The organism is Pseudomonas sp. R5(2019), from assembly GCF_009905435.1.
Lineage (GTDB): Bacteria > Pseudomonadota > Gammaproteobacteria > Pseudomonadales > Pseudomonadaceae > Aquipseudomonas.
This window is the reverse complement of the sequence record NZ_JAAAMT010000050.1, coordinates 24,094-40,074: the sequence shown is the minus strand read 5'-3', so window position 1 is coordinate 40,074 and position 15,981 is coordinate 24,094. Positions and strand designations below refer to the sequence as shown.

At 62.9% G+C, this 15,981-nt stretch carries 11 protein-coding genes and 1 pseudogene; 8 read left to right on the top strand and 4 right to left on the bottom strand.

Annotation, left to right across the window (positions count from 1 at the left end):
- Positions 1 to 405: 405 nt before the first annotated feature.
- Positions 406 to 1,197: a type I methionyl aminopeptidase gene (map, locus tag GUY40_RS23640; protein ID WP_166571327.1), complete on the bottom strand. Its 792-nt coding sequence runs from the start codon at positions 1,195 to 1,197 to the stop codon at positions 406 to 408.
- Positions 1,198 to 1,262: 65 nt separating this feature from the next.
- Complete coding sequence (gene nadC, locus GUY40_RS23635) at positions 1,263 to 2,111, bottom strand: carboxylating nicotinate-nucleotide diphosphorylase (protein ID WP_166571326.1); 849 nt, start codon at positions 2,109 to 2,111, stop codon at positions 1,263 to 1,265.
- 271 nt (positions 2,112 to 2,382) lie between these two features.
- Here nadC and GUY40_RS23630 point away from each other — a divergent pair, with 271 nt between their 5' ends.
- The 5 genes and pseudogenes from GUY40_RS23630 to GUY40_RS28915 all read left to right on the top strand — a co-directional run bounded on the left by GUY40_RS23630 (position 2,383) and on the right by GUY40_RS28915 (position 8,242).
- Positions 2,383 to 4,566, top strand: a complete 2,184-nt coding sequence (locus tag GUY40_RS23630; protein WP_166571325.1) for a DUF1631 domain-containing protein — start codon at positions 2,383 to 2,385, stop codon at positions 4,564 to 4,566.
- Positions 4,567 to 4,656: 90 nt separating this feature from the next.
- A complete protein-coding gene (ampD, locus tag GUY40_RS23625; RefSeq protein WP_166571324.1) occupies positions 4,657 to 5,205 on the top strand; it encodes a 1,6-anhydro-N-acetylmuramyl-L-alanine amidase AmpD in 549 nt (182 codons plus the stop codon).
- Between the two features lie 12 nt (positions 5,206 to 5,217).
- Positions 5,218 to 6,054, top strand: coding sequence for a regulatory signaling modulator protein AmpE (ampE, locus tag GUY40_RS23620; protein WP_166571323.1), 837 nt, complete (start codon positions 5,218 to 5,220; stop codon positions 6,052 to 6,054).
- A gap of 196 nt (positions 6,055 to 6,250) precedes the next feature.
- A pseudogene (locus GUY40_RS28920) lies at positions 6,251 to 7,336 on the top strand (methyl-accepting chemotaxis protein); the annotation flags it as partial.
- Entirely contained in the window at positions 7,313 to 8,242 is a 930-nt protein-coding gene (locus GUY40_RS28915; protein ID WP_371924952.1) for a methyl-accepting chemotaxis protein, read from the top strand. The pseudogene GUY40_RS28920 and the gene GUY40_RS28915, both read left to right, overlap by 24 nt.
- Before the next feature lie 9 nt (positions 8,243 to 8,251).
- Here the strand turns inward: GUY40_RS28915 and GUY40_RS23610 are convergent, their stop codons facing one another.
- Positions 8,252 to 9,028: a TatD family hydrolase gene (locus tag GUY40_RS23610; RefSeq protein ID WP_166571321.1), complete on the bottom strand. Its 777-nt coding sequence runs from the start codon at positions 9,026 to 9,028 to the stop codon at positions 8,252 to 8,254.
- A gap of 2 nt (positions 9,029 to 9,030) precedes the next feature.
- Positions 9,031 to 10,026, bottom strand: coding sequence for a catabolite repressor/activator (gene cra, locus GUY40_RS23605; RefSeq protein WP_166571320.1), 996 nt, complete (start codon positions 10,024 to 10,026; stop codon positions 9,031 to 9,033).
- 322 nt (positions 10,027 to 10,348) lie between these two features.
- Between cra and ptsP the strand changes: the two genes are divergently transcribed.
- Genes ptsP through GUY40_RS23590 form a run of 3 tightly spaced genes read left to right on the top strand, consistent with a single transcriptional unit; the run spans position 10,349 to position 15,899 of the window.
- Positions 10,349 to 13,210: a phosphoenolpyruvate--protein phosphotransferase gene (gene ptsP, locus GUY40_RS23600; RefSeq protein WP_166571319.1), complete on the top strand. Its 2,862-nt coding sequence runs from the start codon at positions 10,349 to 10,351 to the stop codon at positions 13,208 to 13,210.
- Positions 13,210 to 14,166, top strand: a complete 957-nt coding sequence (gene pfkB, locus GUY40_RS23595; protein ID WP_166571330.1) for a 1-phosphofructokinase — start codon at positions 13,210 to 13,212, stop codon at positions 14,164 to 14,166. The genes ptsP and pfkB overlap by 1 nt, the downstream gene beginning before the upstream one ends.
- On the top strand, positions 14,163 to 15,899 hold the full coding sequence (locus GUY40_RS23590) for a PTS fructose-like transporter subunit IIB (RefSeq protein WP_166571318.1): 1,737 nt from the start codon (positions 14,163 to 14,165) through the stop codon (positions 15,897 to 15,899). The genes pfkB and GUY40_RS23590 overlap by 4 nt, the downstream gene beginning before the upstream one ends.
- Positions 15,900 to 15,981: the final 82 nt, after the last annotated feature.

Genomic DNA, 15,981 nt, shown 5'->3' with positions numbered 1-15,981 from the left:
ATGCGCAGGAGCAGGCGATGTTCGACCGCTCTGCAGATCAGGTGGTGCGTGATATTGCTGAAATGAATGCTTTGTGAGCGGGGCTATATGAGGGGGGCGCAACGGGGAGTGGAGCGCCGGTCCCTGGTGCTTGGGGTCATGGTGTTACCTGGTGTCAGGCAGTGGCACTATGATCTTTTTATGGGTCGGAACAGGCCGGATAGTCTCGTTTCTTCAAACTGTGCGGCGCGGCTCGACCACCGCACGACAAGCTCGGCTCCTACATCAAAAAAATTGCAGGCAACCATAGAATCTCCCACATTCCCCGCCAAAATTTGAGGTGGAGGCTATTTCGGGCTTGTCCTGGACATAGAGCCCCCCACAAAAGCCTCCCCCTCATAAGAACGATGGCGCCTTTGAGATCCGTCAAACAATCGCCGGATACTCATCCGACTGATCCGGCCAGGCCGTCAGCACTTCAAACCCATCGTCCGTCACCACCACCATGTGCTCCCACTGCGCCGACAGGGAGCGGTCCTTGGTGATGACCGTCCAGCCGTCCTTGAGCATTTGCACCTGGTGCTTGCCGGCATTGAGCATCGGTTCGATGGTGAAGATCATCCCGGGCTTGAGCTTCAGGCCGAGCCCCTTGGTGCCGTAGTGAAGCACTTGGGGTTCATCGTGGTACACCTTGTTGATGCCGTGGCCGCAGAATTCGCGCACTACGCTGAAGCCGTCGCGGTGGGCGACGGTCTGGATGGCGTGGCCGATGTCGCCCAGGGTAGCGCCGGGACGCACAGCCTTGATGCCGGCGCACATGGCTTCGTAGGTGGTGTTGACCAGACGCCTGGCCTGAGGCGTGGGTTCGCCCACGAAGTACATGCGGCTGGTGTCACCGTACCAACCGTCCTTGATGACGGCGATATCGAGGTTGATGATGTCGCCGTCTTTCAAGATCTCGCCCGAGGGGATGCCGTGGCACACCACGTGGTTGACCGATGAGCAGACGGTTTTGGGAAAACCCTGGTAGCCCACGTTGGCAGGCGTCACTTTTTGCACATTGACGATGTAGTCGTTGCAGAGGCGGTCGAGCGCGTCGGTGGAAATGCCCGGTTTGACATGTGGCACCAGGTAGGCGAGCACTTCGGCGGCCAGTTGCCCGGCAGCGCGGGACTTGGCAATGTCTGCCGGGGTGTTGATGACGACTTGCTTATTCATGTGCGGTACTCATTACAAAATCAACATCGGCAATCCATTTGCCCGCGAAAAGGCCATGCGCCGTGTTACAGGCTCAAGCGCATGGACAAGTCCACGGCCTTCACATCCTTGGTCAGCGAACCGATGGAGATGTAGTCCACGCCGGTCTCGGCGACGACCACCAACGTGCTTTCATTGATGCCGCCGCTGGCTTCCAGCTTCGCCCGACCGGCGTTCAGGCGTACGGCTTCGCGCATGTCATCCAGGCTCAGTTCGTCGAGCATGATGATGTCGGCGCCAGCGTCCAGTGCTTCGCGCAGTTCGTCCAGGCTTTCGACTTCAATTTCGACCGGCTTGCCCGGGGCGATGCGGTGGGCGGCGGTGATGGCGTTGGCAATGCCGCCGCAGGCTGCGATATGGTTTTCCTTGATCAGAAAGGCGTCATACAGGCCGATGCGGTGGTTGTGGCAGCCACCACACGTCACGGCGTATTTCTGGGCCAGGCGCAGGCCGGGCAAGGTTTTGCGGGTATCGAGCAACTTGACCTGGGTGTGTGCCACCTTGTCGGCCAGTGACTGCGAACGGGTGGCCACACCCGACAGCAGCTGCAAAAAGTTCAGCGCGCTGCGCTCGCCGCTCAGCAGCGCTCGGGCCGGGCCTTCGAGGCTGAACAGCTCCTGATTGGGAGCTGCCCGGTCGCCATCGTTCACTTTCCAGTGCACGGCAACGCGCGGGTCCAGTTGGCGGAAGACGGCATCAACCCAGGCTGTGCCGCTGATCACGCAGGCGTCGCGGGTGATGATGTTGGCCTTGGCCAAACGTTCTTCGGGAATGAGCTGGGCGGTGATGTCGCCGCTACCGATATCTTCCAACAGCGCGCGGCGCACATTGGCTTCGATTTCGGCAGTCAGGTCGGCGAGGCGAAGATTCGGCATGGCTGGCTCCAATACTAAGTGGCCCGGATTATAGGGCAGTGCACCCACCGGGGCGACAGGCGCGTGGCAGATGGTGAGAAGCTCAGGCATTTGGTCGCTTCATCGAACCTTTTCCAGATTTTTCCAGTCTATTTCGTGAGGCAGTCCACTGTTCCGGCTTTCAGGCCAGGCGGCGCTGGTGCAATCGACTTTTTTTGCAAGATAATCCGCCATGGATCTGGCGTCATTACGTTGACGTCCAAGGGCGCAGCACCTTCGCAGGGAGACCGGAATGCACAACGACGGCAAAGTGGTGCCTTTACAGGCCGCCCACGAACAATCGACTTCCACGTCGTTGGTGCGTCTGCCCGTCGTCTTGCTGCAAGTGCGTGACCAGGCCGTGATGCAATTGCGCAAGGGGCTGCAGTCTCTGTTCGACAATGCCGATGACACCTTGTTCGAAATGGCTGACAAAGCCAACAAGCTCGCCGATCAGAACACCTTCTTCGAAGCCATGCGCGATTTGCGCCTCAAGCGCAAAAGCATCGAGCGTGGCTTTATCGAAAAGCTCCAGCAAGCCTTTATCGAGATGGATCGGCCGGACCGCCTGGTCCCGGTGTCGTCACGTACGGCAACAACCGACACCTTGATGCTGGTGGCCAACGATGAGCTGGAGCGCACGGTGGCGGTCGATGCCATGGTCGACAAAGTGTTGGCCCGCGACGGCTTAGCCCTTCGACAATTGACCACCCGGTTCAGTACCCTGATGGGGCGTCCGCTCCAGGACCCGGAAAACCCGCTGGCGCCGGGCATGCTCTGCGAGTGCTTCCTGCAATCGGGGCGCAGCCTGGGCGTGGTTATCAAGGTCAAGTTGATCGTGCTCAAGCTGTTTGAAAAGTATGTGTTGAATGATGTCGGTCAATTGTATGCCGAGGCCAATCAGCTGCTGATTGCCACGGGTGTGCTGCCTGAGCTGGCGGCAATGCCGAATCGGCGCAGCGTGGATCGACGGATCACCCAGCCCAGGGGGCCAGTGGCCGTGCCGGGCCGGCCGGTAGAGGCTGCGCCACCTGCATTCGCCCGCTGGGAAGCCTTGCTCGCGCCACTGCGTGGGCGCTTTGCCCGGCGCGGCGACGGCAGCGCCAACGTCCAGCCGATTTCCAGCCGCGATTTAATGCGCCTGCTTTCCCATCTTCAGCAGTTTGTGCCGGTGCCGGATGCCGTGGTTGAGTTCGACCTGCGCGACCAGCTGGAGCAGATGCTGTCACGCTTGAGCGTTAAAAGCGGCACGCTGCGGGTACTGTCCGAATTCGACGAAGACGTACTCAACCTGATGGCGCTGTTGTTCGAAGCCATCGACCGCGAGTGCGGGCTGCCTGCTGCTATCAAGGCGTTGATCGTCCGCTTGCAGATCCCGCTGTTGAAGGTGGCGTTGTCGGACCGCGAGTTCCTCGATCGGCCCCAGCACCCGGCCAGGCGTTTGCTCAACGAAGTCGCCAGTGCCGCTCTGGGCTGGGATGGTCAGCAAGCCGGTGGGCAGGACGGGTTCTACTTGCGCGTCGAGCAATTGGTGCAGCGCCTGCTCGATGAGTATGCCGATGACCCGACAATTTTCACCGAGCTGCTGGCCGAATTTCTGGCCTTTAACAGTGACGAGCGCCGTCGCAGTGAGTTGCTCGAGCAGCGCACCCGCGATGCCGAAGAGGGCCGCGCCAACGCTGAACGGGGCTGCCGCCGGGTTGAAGATGAATTGAACCGGCGACTGCTCGGCAAGACCCTGCCGGATGAAGTGCTGAGCTTGATCGAAAGGGCGTGGAGCCAGTACCTGTTGCTGGCGTGGCTCAAGCATGGCGAGACGTCGGCGCAATGGCGCGAAGGCCTGGCGACCCTGGATTTGCTGGTCTGGAGTGTCGGACCTGGCAACGACCCGGACTTCCAGTTGCGCCTGCTTGAGCGCGTGCCCGGGTTGCTCAAGGCGCTGCGCGATGGCTTGACCCATTGCGCCTTTGATCCCTTTGCCACGCGAGAATTCTTCGCCCGGCTCGAAGTCCTGCATGTGCAGGCCTTTGAGCCGCAGATCCATGACCCGCAAGCCCCTCAAGGCGAGCAGGTCACATCGCGGGTGCGGGTTGAGCGACCGATTGTGCTCGGTAGCGTTGATGCGCGCGAACAGGATGAGGCACCGATCAGCCTGGCCCGCGAAGATGCGCAGCTACTGAGGGTCGACACTCTGCGACCGGGGCGCTGGTTCGAAATAGCCCGGGAAGGGGAGCCAGCACTGCGGTGCAAACTGGCAGCGGTGATCGCCGCCCCCGGCAAGTATGTGTTTGTGAACCGCACCGGCATGAAGGTCCTGGAGATGACTCGTATGGAGCTGGCGGTCGCACTGCGGCGTGGTATTGCCCGTCAACTGGATGATTCCTTGTTGTTCGATCGTGCGTTGGCAACGGTCCGGGCCTCGCTTGAAAATACCTGAGAGTTTGTTGGCCAAATGTATCGAGGCGCTGCCCAGCGGGCAGTCATCGCGGCATACTGAGGCACTGATGTCCGCGATCAAGGAATTTCCATGCAACTGGACCCCGCAAGCGGTTGGTGCGACGGCATAACGCACTGCCCGTCACCCAATTTCAACGCCCGCCCCGAGGGCGAAATTTCCCTGCTGGTCATCCACAACATCAGCTTGCCGCCGGCGCAATTCGCCACCGGCAATGTGCAGGCGTTTTTTCAAAACTGCCTGGATGTGACCAAGCACCCTTATTTTGAAGGCATCGCCGATTTGCGGGTGTCTGCGCATTTTCTGATTGAGCGTGACGGCAAGGTGACGCAGTTTGTCTCCTGTCTTGACCGCGCCTGGCACGCGGGTATATCCCGGTTTGACGGGCGCGAGGGGTGCAATGACTTTTCCCTGGGAATCGAGCTTGAAGGCACCGATGAACTACCGTTCACCGATGCCCAATACGCTTCCCTTGCGACCTTGACGCGGCAGATTCAGGCGGCCTGGCCCGCCATCACCGCGCAACGTATCCAGGGCCATAGTGACATTGCGCCCGGGCGCAAGACCGACCCGGGCCCGGAGTTCGACTGGTCGCGTTATCTCGCCAGCCTTCAGGATTGAAGAGGAATCACAATGAGTTTTCTGGTGTTGTTACTGGTGTTGTGGATCGAGAAATTTTCCGCCTTTCGCCAACGCTTGCAGCAAGACGGCTTTTATCTGCGTGAGCTGGCCAGGCTTGAGCGCGGGCCACGGCTGAAGAATCAGCCCTGGTGGACGCTGGCGGTGTGCGTGTTCGCCCCCGTGGTGTTGCTGGCATTTGTCTTGTATGCCCTGGAGCCGGTGGCCTATGGGCTGCTGGCGTTTCCGATTCACCTGCTGGTGATGATCTACAGCCTGGGCCGTGGCGACGTCAAAGCCGCGCTTGGCCCGTTTCGCGATGCCTGGCGACGCGGTGATGTGCAGGCCGCCGAACACGTCGCCGAACGCGACCTGGGGCTGGGTGCCGACAGCGGCCCCGAGTTGCTGGAGCGGGTGCAGGGGCATTTGCTCTGGCAGGCGTACCAGAGTTTTTTTGCGGTGATCTTCTGGTACTTCCTGATGGGCCCCGCGGTGGCGCTGGGTTATCGGTTGTTGGCACTGACCGAAGAGCATGCGCGTAACCGGGAATTGAGACGTTGTGCCCAGCAGTTGCGGCATGCCTTTGACTGGTTGCCGGTGCGCCTGTTGGCCATCAGCTTCGCGCTGGTGGGCAATTTCGTCGCGGTTGGGCGGGTGATGATCAGTGAGCTGCTCAATTGGCATTTGTCGGCCGGGCACTTGATCGCTCAGGTGGGGCGTGCTGCCGATGAGCTGCCGCCCCCCGTAGCGGGCGCTGAAGGGGTCGCCAGCCTCGACAGCCTGTGGGAGCTGCTGCTGCGTTCGGCGGTGCTGTGGTATTCGGTATTCGCGCTCTGCACCGTGCTGCTGTAAATCGCTTCGTTGCACCGAGCCTCGCCCTGAGGCTCGGTCGCCCATCGCTTAACCTTTAGTTACAAAACACCCCGTCGATATCGGTTATACAGAAGCCAGCGATCACGCGTGTGGCTTTGTGCTACTGCGTCTGCCCGATAATAAAATCAATGGGACATGACTTGTGAAGAGCCTGCTGTATCCGGCCATTGCGCTGATGAATCGCCTGAGTTTCGGGATGAAGTTCACGTTGATCAGCATCCTGTTTTTCCTGCCGATGCTGGTGACCAACTTCTACCTTGTCCGTGATCCCTGGCGACAGTACCAGGGCACTCGCGTCGAACTGCAAAGCCTTGATTTGCTGGAGCGCAGCCTGGGCCTGCGCCAGGACCTGGAGACACTCGGCAACCTGCTGCAAATCAACGCCGTGCTGGGCCAGTCCGGCAAGGCAGGCGACCTGGAAGGTCGGATCGACAGGCTGGAAGCTGCCATCGACAAACGCCTGCAAGCGCTGGCCCAGGTTCCGGCCGATGACGCCCAGGCCTTTACCGTCAAGCGCGATGAGTTAATCCGCGGGCTGGCGGCTGCTCGTCTCGAAACATCCTTGCAGAACAAGACCGCGTTGGCCGACAAACTGTTGGGCCAGGCGCTGCTGCTCAGCAAGATCATCGCCAGCCAAACCGGCTTGAGCCAGGACAGCGACAGTGCAGTCCGACAGCTGAGCGAATGGCTGACCCACGTGACCCCGCAGGTGACCCAGGCGCTCGGCGAGGGTCGGACGCTGGGGGCGGGCGCGCTGGGCCGTGGTTTTCTGGATTCGGCCGCCAGCAACCGCTTTGAAGAGTTGCAGCAGCGGCTGGAAAAACTGCAGGCCGACTATGCCTTGAAACTCGGCGATACCTTTGCACCGGGCAGTGCGGCAGCGTTGGCATTGGGGTCCACGGCTGCTGACAGTCTCGGCTCATTGAAGCTGGCGAGCGAGCTGTTCGAAGCGCAGGTGGTGATGGCCGATACGCTGGAGGCCCCTTGGCCGGTCTTCTACGATCAGGTCAGCGACATGATGGCCCGCACCTACCGATTCGACAGCGCCCTTGCCAGCTACCTCAATCAACAACTGGATCAGCGCCTTGCGCAGCATCGCCTGCAGATGGTGCTGCTGGCGGCCGCGCTGGCGACGGTATTCCTGTTGATCCTGTATCTGTACGGTGGCTTCTACGCATCGACGCGCTCGACCTTGCGCTACCTGGGCGCCGCCATGGACAAGGTCGCCGGCGGTGACATGACCGTCACCTTCGTCCCGCGAAGCGCTGATGAACTGGGTGCGCTGGGCCAGACCTTCAACGATACCGTGCGCCAGATTCACGACCTGATCGAGCGAGTTGGCCAGACTGTTGCGCAGGTGCAACGCCAAGCGGATGAGGTCCACGTTGTCTCGACAAGCAGCAATCAGGCCGTGGCCGGCCAGCGTGGCCAGATCGAGCAGGTTGCCACGGCCATGAACCAGATGTCGGCCACCGCTCAGGAGGTGGCCCGCAATGCCGCTGCCGCGGCGGGGAGTGCCCACAGCGTCAATCAGGAAACCGTCAGTGGCCGTGCCCTGGTGCGCTTGCAACAGGGCAGCATCGCCGAGCTTGCGGGCGAGATGGATCGGTCGGTGCAGGTGATCAATCAACTGGCCTCCGACAGCCAGGCCATCAGCCGAGTGCTGGAGGTGATCAAGAGCATTGCCGAGCAGACCAACCTGCTGGCACTCAATGCCGCCATCGAAGCCGCCCGCGCCGGGGAGCAGGGCCGCGGTTTTGCGGTGGTTGCCGATGAGGTGCGCACCCTGGCCAAGCGCACCCAACAGTCCACCGAGGAAATCGAGCAGATGATCGGCCGCCTTCAGCAGGGCGTGGGCGCGGCGGTCAAGGCCATGGGTGGCAGCCACCAGATGGCGTCCGATACCGTCAGCCAATCGGAAAAGGTCGAGCAGGCGCTGGAAAATATACTGGGTGCGGTGGGCATGATCGTCGACCAGAACCAGCAGATCGCGGCGGCGGTGGAGCAGCAGACAGCTGTGGCACAGGCCATCGACCAGAACATCGTCGAGATCAACCGCGCGGGTGAACGCACCGCGCAAGGGGCGGACCAGACCGAAAGCGCAAGCCGCGAGTTGTCGGTGCAGGTGGTGACACTCAAGGGCTTGATCAGCGCGTTCAGGGTGTGAGCAAGCGCCTCACCACTGAAACAGCTCGCAGCTGTTGCGGGTACTTGCGCTGGCGAGCTGCTCGACATCCATACCCATCAACTCGGCCAGCGCCGTGGCGATCTGTGGCAAGTGTTCGGGGCTGTTGCGCACACCCGGGAACATGGCGGGGGCCATGTCGGGTGAATCGGTTTCCAGCACGACCGCGTCCATCGGCAGCGCCGCGATCACCTTTCGCAGCCGCAAAGCCTGAGGCCAGGTTGCGGCCCCGCCGAGGCCCAGCTTGAAGCCAAGCTTGAGGTATTCGCGGGCTTCTTCCTGGCTGCCGGCAAAGGCATGAATGATGCCGGCGCGCTTGAGCTTGAAGCGTTTGAGGGTTGCGATCACCACCGCATGGCTGCGGCGCACATGCAGCAGTGCCGGCAGGTCGAAGTCCGCTGCCAGCGTCAGCTGCGCTTCGAACAGCGTTTGCTGGCGTTCGCGATCAAGCCCTTCAAGGTAATAATCCAGGCCGAATTCACCCACGGCGCACAGCTGCCGATGGCCGGCCAAGCGCTCCAGCCATCCACGCAATTGGGCCAGGTGCCCAAGGCGATGCTCGTCCAGATAAACCGGGTGCAGGCCAAAGGCGGCATACAGCTGAGGGTCTTTTTGCACCAGTTCCCATAGCCGCTGCCAGTTGCCCTGAAAGACCCCGAGCACCACCATGCGCTCAACGCCCAGTGCCCGTGCGTTGCCGAGCACTGCCGGGCGATCGACATCAAACTCTGGAAAATCCAGATGCGTATGGGTGTCGATCAGGCGCACGGTCAGGCCTCGAAAATACGCTGTTTGAAGGTTCGGGCGATGGCGTGCACGCCGGGTGTGTAGTGTTGTTTCTCCACCGCCGCCAGCGCCAGGCGCAGCGCGGTTTCGGCAATGACCGCGTGTTGCTGGGCCATGGCATTGATGGGCAACGGCAGGAAGTCCAGCAACTGGGTGTCACCGAAGGTGCCCAGGTGCAGCGAGCGGGCGCTGGCAGGCTGGCGTTGCAGCTCGTCGAAGACGCCTTGCAGCAGCACATACGAGGTGGTGACCAACGCATCGGGCAGGCGGCCCAGGCGCGCAATCAACGCCGCCATTGCCTGGCGCCCGCATTCGCGGCTGAAGGCCGGCGCTTGCTCGATTTCTACGGTCCCGCTAAAGGACTCCAGGGCTTGCTGGAAGCCGGCGGCACGCTCACGGCTGACGCTCAGTTCAGGGCGCGCACCGATCAGTGCGATATGCCGAGGCGAGGGTGTCAGCAGGCTGCGGGTCAGCTGCAGGCTGGCTTGGCGGTCGTCGCTGACCACCGAACAAAAGTGCTCGGCGTCCATGACCCGGTCGATGGCGATCACCGGCAGCCCCTTGGCTTGCAATTGGCGATAGCAGTCATCGTCTGCCGACAGGCAGCTGGCAACAAACAGCGCGTCGCAACGGCGTGCGCGAAACAGCTGCAGCAGTTGCCGTTCACTTTCAGGGTCATCGTCGCTGCTGGCGATCAGCAACTGGTAGCCATGGGCGCGGGCGCCTTGCTCCAGCTGTTTGGCGATGCGGGCGTAACTGGGGTTTTCCAGGTCCGGGAGGATAAACCCCAAGGTCCGCGTGTGTCGGCTACGAAGCCCGGCGGCTTGCGGGTTGGGCGTGAATCCATGCTGCTCCACGACCGCGCGCACACGCTCGACAGTGTTGCTGCTGATGCGTTGCTGCTCGGCCTTGCCATTGATGACATAGCTGGCAGTGGTCACAGAAACCCCCGCCAGGCGGGCAATATCGCTGAGTTTCAACCGTAGATTCCTTGTAGTACCGACAAAGCGTAGGGGCATTCTCGCTTATCTGTAGGACCACATGCAGCTGACCATTGTCGCAACGGGCCGACGGGATGGGGCTTTATGGTTGGCAGATTATCGAGTAACGTGCCTGTTATTCAAGATTAAACGATTCAGCTGGCGTTTTTTCTGCCGAAAAACACGTGTCGAGGCGGTCAAAAATAATTGCGACCGAGCGAGCTGAACGCGCATTCAGGCAGTGGGGTAAATGATTGCCCCTATGCTGGTGACATCCACAACAATACCTCAGCGTCTGCCGGGCGCTGCAAAGGAGAGTGTCATGCTCGAACTCACTTCAGAGCAGATCTGCATGGGCCAGACGGCCGTGGACAAATCCGCCGCTTTGCAATTGCTCGCCGACAGGCTGGTTACCGATGGCCTGGTCGCTGACGGTTACCTGGCCGGTTTGCAAGCCCGCGAAGCGCAAGGCTCGACCTTTCTTGGCCAGGGCATCGCGATCCCCCACGGTACGCCGCAAACCCGCGACCTGGTGTTTGCCACGGGCGTGCGCCTGTTGCAGTTCCCTGAAGGCGTGGATTGGGGCGATGGGCAAATGGTTTACCTGGCCATTGGCATTGCCGCCAAATCCGACGAGCACTTGCGCCTGTTGCAGTTGCTGACCCGCGCGCTGGGCGAGACTGATCTGGGCGAGGCGCTGCGCCGCGCCAGCACCCCCGACGCGCTGCTGAAGCTGCTGCAAGGGGCGCCGCAGGAGCTGGCGCTGGATGCCCAGTTGATCGGCCTGGGTGTGCCGGCTGATGATTTTGAAGAGCTGGTGTGGCGCGGCGCCCGGTTGCTGCGCCAGGCCGACTGCGTGAGCAACGGTTTTGCCGCCGTGCTGCAGCAGGTGGACGCCTTGCCGCTGGGCGACGGGCTGTGGTGGTTGCACAGCGAACAGACCGTCAAGCTTCCGGGCCTGGCCTTCGTCACCCCGGAAAAGCCCCTGCGTTACCTGGGCCAGCCGCTCAATGGCCTGTTCTGCCTGGCCAGCCTGGGCGAGGCCCATCAGGCCCTGCTGGAGCGCCTCTGTGGGCTCTTGATCGAAGGTCGTGGCCATGAATTGGGCCACGCCACCAATCCGCGTGCGGTATTGCAGGCTTTGGGCGGCGACGTGCCCGCCGACTGGCCAAGTGCCCGCATCGTGCTGGCCAATGCCCATGGCCTGCACGCGCGCCCGGCCAAGGAGCTGGCGCAAGTGGCCAAGGCCTTCGAGGGCGAGGTTCATCTGCGCGTGCTCGACAGCACCCAGGCGCCGGTGTCGGCGAAAAGCCTGAGCAAGTTGTTGAGCCTCGGCGCCCGGCGTGGGCAGGTGCTGGAATTCATTGTCGAGCCCAGCATTGCCGCCGACGCCTTGCCGGCGCTGTTGGCCGCCGTGGAGCAGGGCCTGGGTGAGGAAGTCGAAGCGCTGCCGCTGACGGCGGTGATCGCCGAGGAAGTGGTCGAGTCCATCGCACAAGTGTTGGCGCCCGCGCCGGGTTCGGTGGTGCAAGGCATCGCTGCCGCGCCCGGGATTGCCATCGGCCCTGCGCATGTTCATGTGCTGCGCGAGTTTGAATACCCGCTGCGGGGCGAATCCCACAGTCTCGAGCGCGAGCGTCTGCAGCAGGCGTTGACCTGCGTGCGCCAGGACATTGAAGGCCTGATTCAACGCAGCAAGGCCAAAGCGATCCGCGAGATTCTCGTCACTCACCAGGAAATGCTCAACGACCCGTCTCTGTCCGATGACGTCGCCCACCGCCTCAAACAAGGTGAAAGCGCCGCAGCGGCCTGGAACAGTGTGATTGAAAGCGCCGCTCGCCAGCAGGAGTCGCTGGACGACGCCTTGCTCGCCGAACGAGCTGCCGACTTGCGCGACATCGGTCGCCGGGTCCTGGCGCAGTTGTGCGGCGTGCACACGCTGGAAGAGCCCGATCAGCCCTATATTCTGGTGATGGACGAAGTCGGCCCGTCCGACGTCGCCCGTCTTGATCCTGAACGCGTGGCGGGGATTCTGACCGCGCGCGGCGGCGCCACTGCACACAGTGCCATTGTCGCGCGGGCCCTGGGGATTCCGGCGGTGGTCGGGGCGGGCGAAGGTGTGCTGTTGCTGGAGTCCGGCTGCCCATTGCTGATCGATGGCCAGCGCGGCCGCCTGACCGTCGCTCCTTCCCCCGAAGCGCTTCAACGCGCCATTGCTGACCGTGACACCCGCGCAGCCCGCCTGCAGGCTGCCGCCGCCCAGCGTCACGAACCGGCGTGTACCCGCGACGGTCATACCGTCGAAGTAGCCGCCAACATCGGCGAAAGCGCCGGTGTCGCCCTGGCCGTGGAGCAGGGCGCCGAAGGCGTCGGCTTGCTGCGCACCGAACTGATTTTCATGGCCCACTCCCAGGCCCCTGACGAAGCGGTGCAGGAAGCCGAATACCGCCGCGTGCTCGATGGCCTCGGCGGACGTCCGCTGGTGGTGCGCACACTCGATGTGGGCGGCGACAAACCGTTGCCCTATTGGCCGATCGCCAAGGAAGAAAACCCCTTTCTCGGCGTGCGCGGCGTGCGTCTGACCCTGCAACGTCCGCAGATCATGGAAGCGCAGTTGCGCGCGTTGCTGCGTTCGGCCAATAACCGCCCGTTGCGGATCATGTTCCCCATGGTCGGCAGCGTCGAAGAATGGCGCCAGGCCCGGGACATGACCGAGCGCCTGCGCCAGGACATCCCGGTCGCCGACCTGCAACTGGGGATCATGATCGAGGTGCCGTCGGCAGCCTTGCTCGCCCCGGTGCTGGCCCGTGAAGTGGACTTCTTCAGCATCGGCACCAATGACCTGACCCAATACACCCTGGCCATCGACCGCGGCCACCCGACGCTTTCGGCGCAGGCCGACGGCCTGCACCCGGCGGTGTTGCAGCTGATCGACATCACCGTGCGCGCCGCGCATGCCAACGGCAAGTGGGTGGGGGTGTGCGGTGAGCTGGCGGCAGACCCGGTCGCGGTGCCGCTGCTGGTGGGCCTGAAAGTCGACGAGCTGAGCGTTTCGGCGCGCAGCATTCCCGAGGTCAAGGCCGCCGTGCGCGAGCTGAACCTGAGCGCGGCCATTGAATTGGCCCGGCGAGCGCTGACGCTCGGCAGTGCCAGCGACGTTCGTGCGCTGGTGGAGAACCCATGATGGCAAAGATTCTGACCATTACCCTGAACCCGGCCCTGGACCTCACCGTTGAACTGGCTGCCCTGCGCGTCGGCGAGGTCAATCGCAGCGAGGCCCTGCACAGCCATGCCGCCGGCAAGGGTCTGAACGTGGCGCAAGTGTTGGCTGACCTTGGCCATCAAATGACCGTCAGCGGCTTTCTCGGTCAAGACAATGCCGGACCGTTCGAGGCGCTGTTTGAGCTGCGCGGGTTTGTCGATGCCTTTATTCGGGTGCCCGGCGAGACGCGCAGCAATATCAAACTGGCCGAGCGCGACGGTTGCATCACCGATGTGAACGGGCCTGGCCCGCAGGTCGACGAGGCCGCGCAGCAGGCGCTGCTGGAGCGGCTGGCGCAGATTGCGCCGGGGCATGATGCAGTGGTCGTCGCCGGCAGCCTGCCGCGCGGCGTCAGCCCGCAGTGGTTGCAGGCGCTGGTGGTCCGGCTCAAGAGTCTGGGGCTGAAGGTCGCCCTGGACACCAGCCACGAGGCCTTGCGCGCCGGTCTGCAAGCGCAGCCCTGGCTGGTCAAGCCGAACACCGAGGAGCTGGGCGAGGTGCTCGGCCGCAGTGTCGAGACCCAGGCCGAACAGCGACTGGCCGCGTCCCAGCTGCGCGCTCAAGGCATCCAGCATGTGGTGATTTCCCAGGGCGCCGACGGCGTGAGCTGGTTCAGTGCCCAGGCAGCCCTGCACGCCCAGCCGCCCAGGGTTCGTGTGGCCAGCACGGTCGGTGCCGGCGACTCGTTGCTGGCCGGTATGGTGCACGGCTTGCTCGGCAGCGATAACGCCGAACACAGCCTGCGAACTGCGACAGCCATTGCCGCGATGGCGGTGACCCAAATCGGCTTTGGCATCGACGACCCCGAGCGATTGAAACAGCTTGAAGATGGCGTGAGCGTCCGCGCCCTGACCGAAGAACAAGAGGAACGCCCATGAACGTCGCAATCATCACGGCCTGCCCTAATGCCATGGTTTCCAGTGTGCTCAGTGCCCGTTTGCTGGCAGCTGCCGCGCAGCGTCTGGGCTGGAGCACCAGCGTCGAAGTGACCGACGCGCAACACCCCGAACGCCAACTCTCGCAAGCGACCATCGACGCCGCCGACTGGGTATTGGTCATCAGCAGCGGGCCGGTGGCGCTGGACCGTTTTGTCGGCAAGCGCTTGTTCCAAAGCACGCCGGCGCAGGCCTTGCAGGACAGCGAAGCGTTTCTGACCCAGGCCGCGGAACTGGCCCGGCCCTATGCTCCCGAAGCCGTGGCCGCACCGGTTGCCGCGGCGGCAGCGGCGCCGCGTATTGTCGCGATTACGGCCTGCCCGACCGGGGTGGCGCATACCTTCATGGCAGCCGAAGCCTTGCAGCAGGCGGCGAGCCAACTGGGTTACAGCTTGAAGGTGGAAACCCAGGGCTCGGTCGGTGCGCGTAACCCGTTGTCGGCCGACGCCATTGCCGAGGCCGATGTGGTGTTGCTGGCAGCAGACATCGATGTGCCCACCGAGCGGTTTGCCGGTAAGCGCATCTACCGTTGTGGCACCGGCATCGCGTTGAAGCAGGCCCAGGCCACCCTGAACAAGGCCTTGGCCGAAGCCCGGACGGAAGCGGCAGCCAGCACCGCCAGCACGGCCTCGACCAGCGAGAAGAAGGGCGTTTACAAACACCTGCTCACCGGCGTGTCGTTCATGTTGCCGATGGTGGTGGCGGGCGGGTTGTTGATTGCCTTGTCATTCGTATTCGGCATCAATGCCTTCAAGGAGCCGGGCACCTTGCCGGCGGCCTTGATGCAGATCGGCGGTGAGGCGGCGTTCAAGCTGATGGTACCGTTGCTGGCGGGCTATATCGCCTATTCGATCGCCGACCGTCCGGGCCTTGCGCCGGGGATGATCGGTGGCTTGCTGGCCAGCACCCTGGGGGCCGGTTTTATCGGCGGGATCGTGGCGGGCTTCCTGGCCGGCTACAGCGCCCAGGCGATCAACCGTTGGGCGCGCCTGCCCAGCAGCCTGGAAGCGCTCAAGCCGATCCTGATCATTCCGTTGCTGGCCAGCCTGTTCACCGGTCTGGTGATGATCTATGTGGTCGGCGCGCCGGTGGCGGGCATGCTCACGGCACTGACGCATTTTCTCGACAGCATGGGCACCACCAACGCGATCCTGCTGGGGGTATTGCTGGGTGGCATGATGTGCGTCGACCTGGGCGGACCGATCAACAAGGCTGCCTATGCGTTTTCGGTCGGCTTGCTGGCATCACAAAGTTACGCGCCGATGGCGGCGACCATGGCGGCGGGAATGGTGCCGCCGATCGGCTTGGGCATCGCAACCTTTATTGCCCGGCGCAAGTTTGCCCAGAGCGAACGCGAAGCCGGCAAGGCCGCGCTGGTGCTGGGGCTGTGCTTTATCTCCGAGGGCGCGATTCCGTTTGCGGCCAAGGACCCGCTGCGGGTGATCCCGGCCAGCATCGCCGGTGGCGCGTTGACCGGTGCGCTGTCGATGTACTTCGGCTGCAAGCTGATGGCACCCCATGGCGGGCTGTTTGTGATGTTGATTCCGAATGCGATCAACCATGCCTTGCTCTATCTGCTGGCTATCGTGGCGGGCAGTGTGCTGACGGCGGTGGTGTATGCGGTGATCAAGCGCGGTGAAGTGGAGGAGTTGGCGGGGGAGGCCGTGAAGGCCTGATCAAGGAGGAGCAGGGCTTGCCCCAATGCCGGTCAGTTAAGGCATAAACCCTTGTGGGAGCGGATTTATCCGCGAATGAAGA

Excerpts from the sequence above, each read along its gene's own strand:
- pfkB (WP_166571330.1), top strand. The coding sequence starts at position 13,210 with ATGGCAAAGATTCTGACCATTACCCTGAACCCGGCCCTGGACCTCACC.
- map (WP_166571327.1), bottom strand. The coding sequence starts at position 1,197 with ATGAATAAGCAAGTCGTCATCAACACCCCGGCAGACATTGCCAAGTCC.
- GUY40_RS28915 (WP_371924952.1), top strand. The coding sequence starts at position 7,313 with ATGACCGTCACCTTCGTCCCGCGAAGCGCTGATGAACTGGGTGCGCTG.
- ampD (WP_166571324.1), top strand. The coding sequence starts at position 4,657 with ATGCAACTGGACCCCGCAAGCGGTTGGTGCGACGGCATAACGCACTGC.
- GUY40_RS23590 (WP_166571318.1), top strand. The coding sequence starts at position 14,163 with ATGAACGTCGCAATCATCACGGCCTGCCCTAATGCCATGGTTTCCAGT.
- ptsP (WP_166571319.1), top strand. The coding sequence starts at position 10,349 with ATGCTCGAACTCACTTCAGAGCAGATCTGCATGGGCCAGACGGCCGTG.
- ampE (WP_166571323.1), top strand. The coding sequence starts at position 5,218 with ATGAGTTTTCTGGTGTTGTTACTGGTGTTGTGGATCGAGAAATTTTCC.
- GUY40_RS23630 (WP_166571325.1), top strand. The coding sequence starts at position 2,383 with ATGCACAACGACGGCAAAGTGGTGCCTTTACAGGCCGCCCACGAACAA.
- nadC (WP_166571326.1), bottom strand. The coding sequence starts at position 2,111 with ATGCCGAATCTTCGCCTCGCCGACCTGACTGCCGAAATCGAAGCCAAT.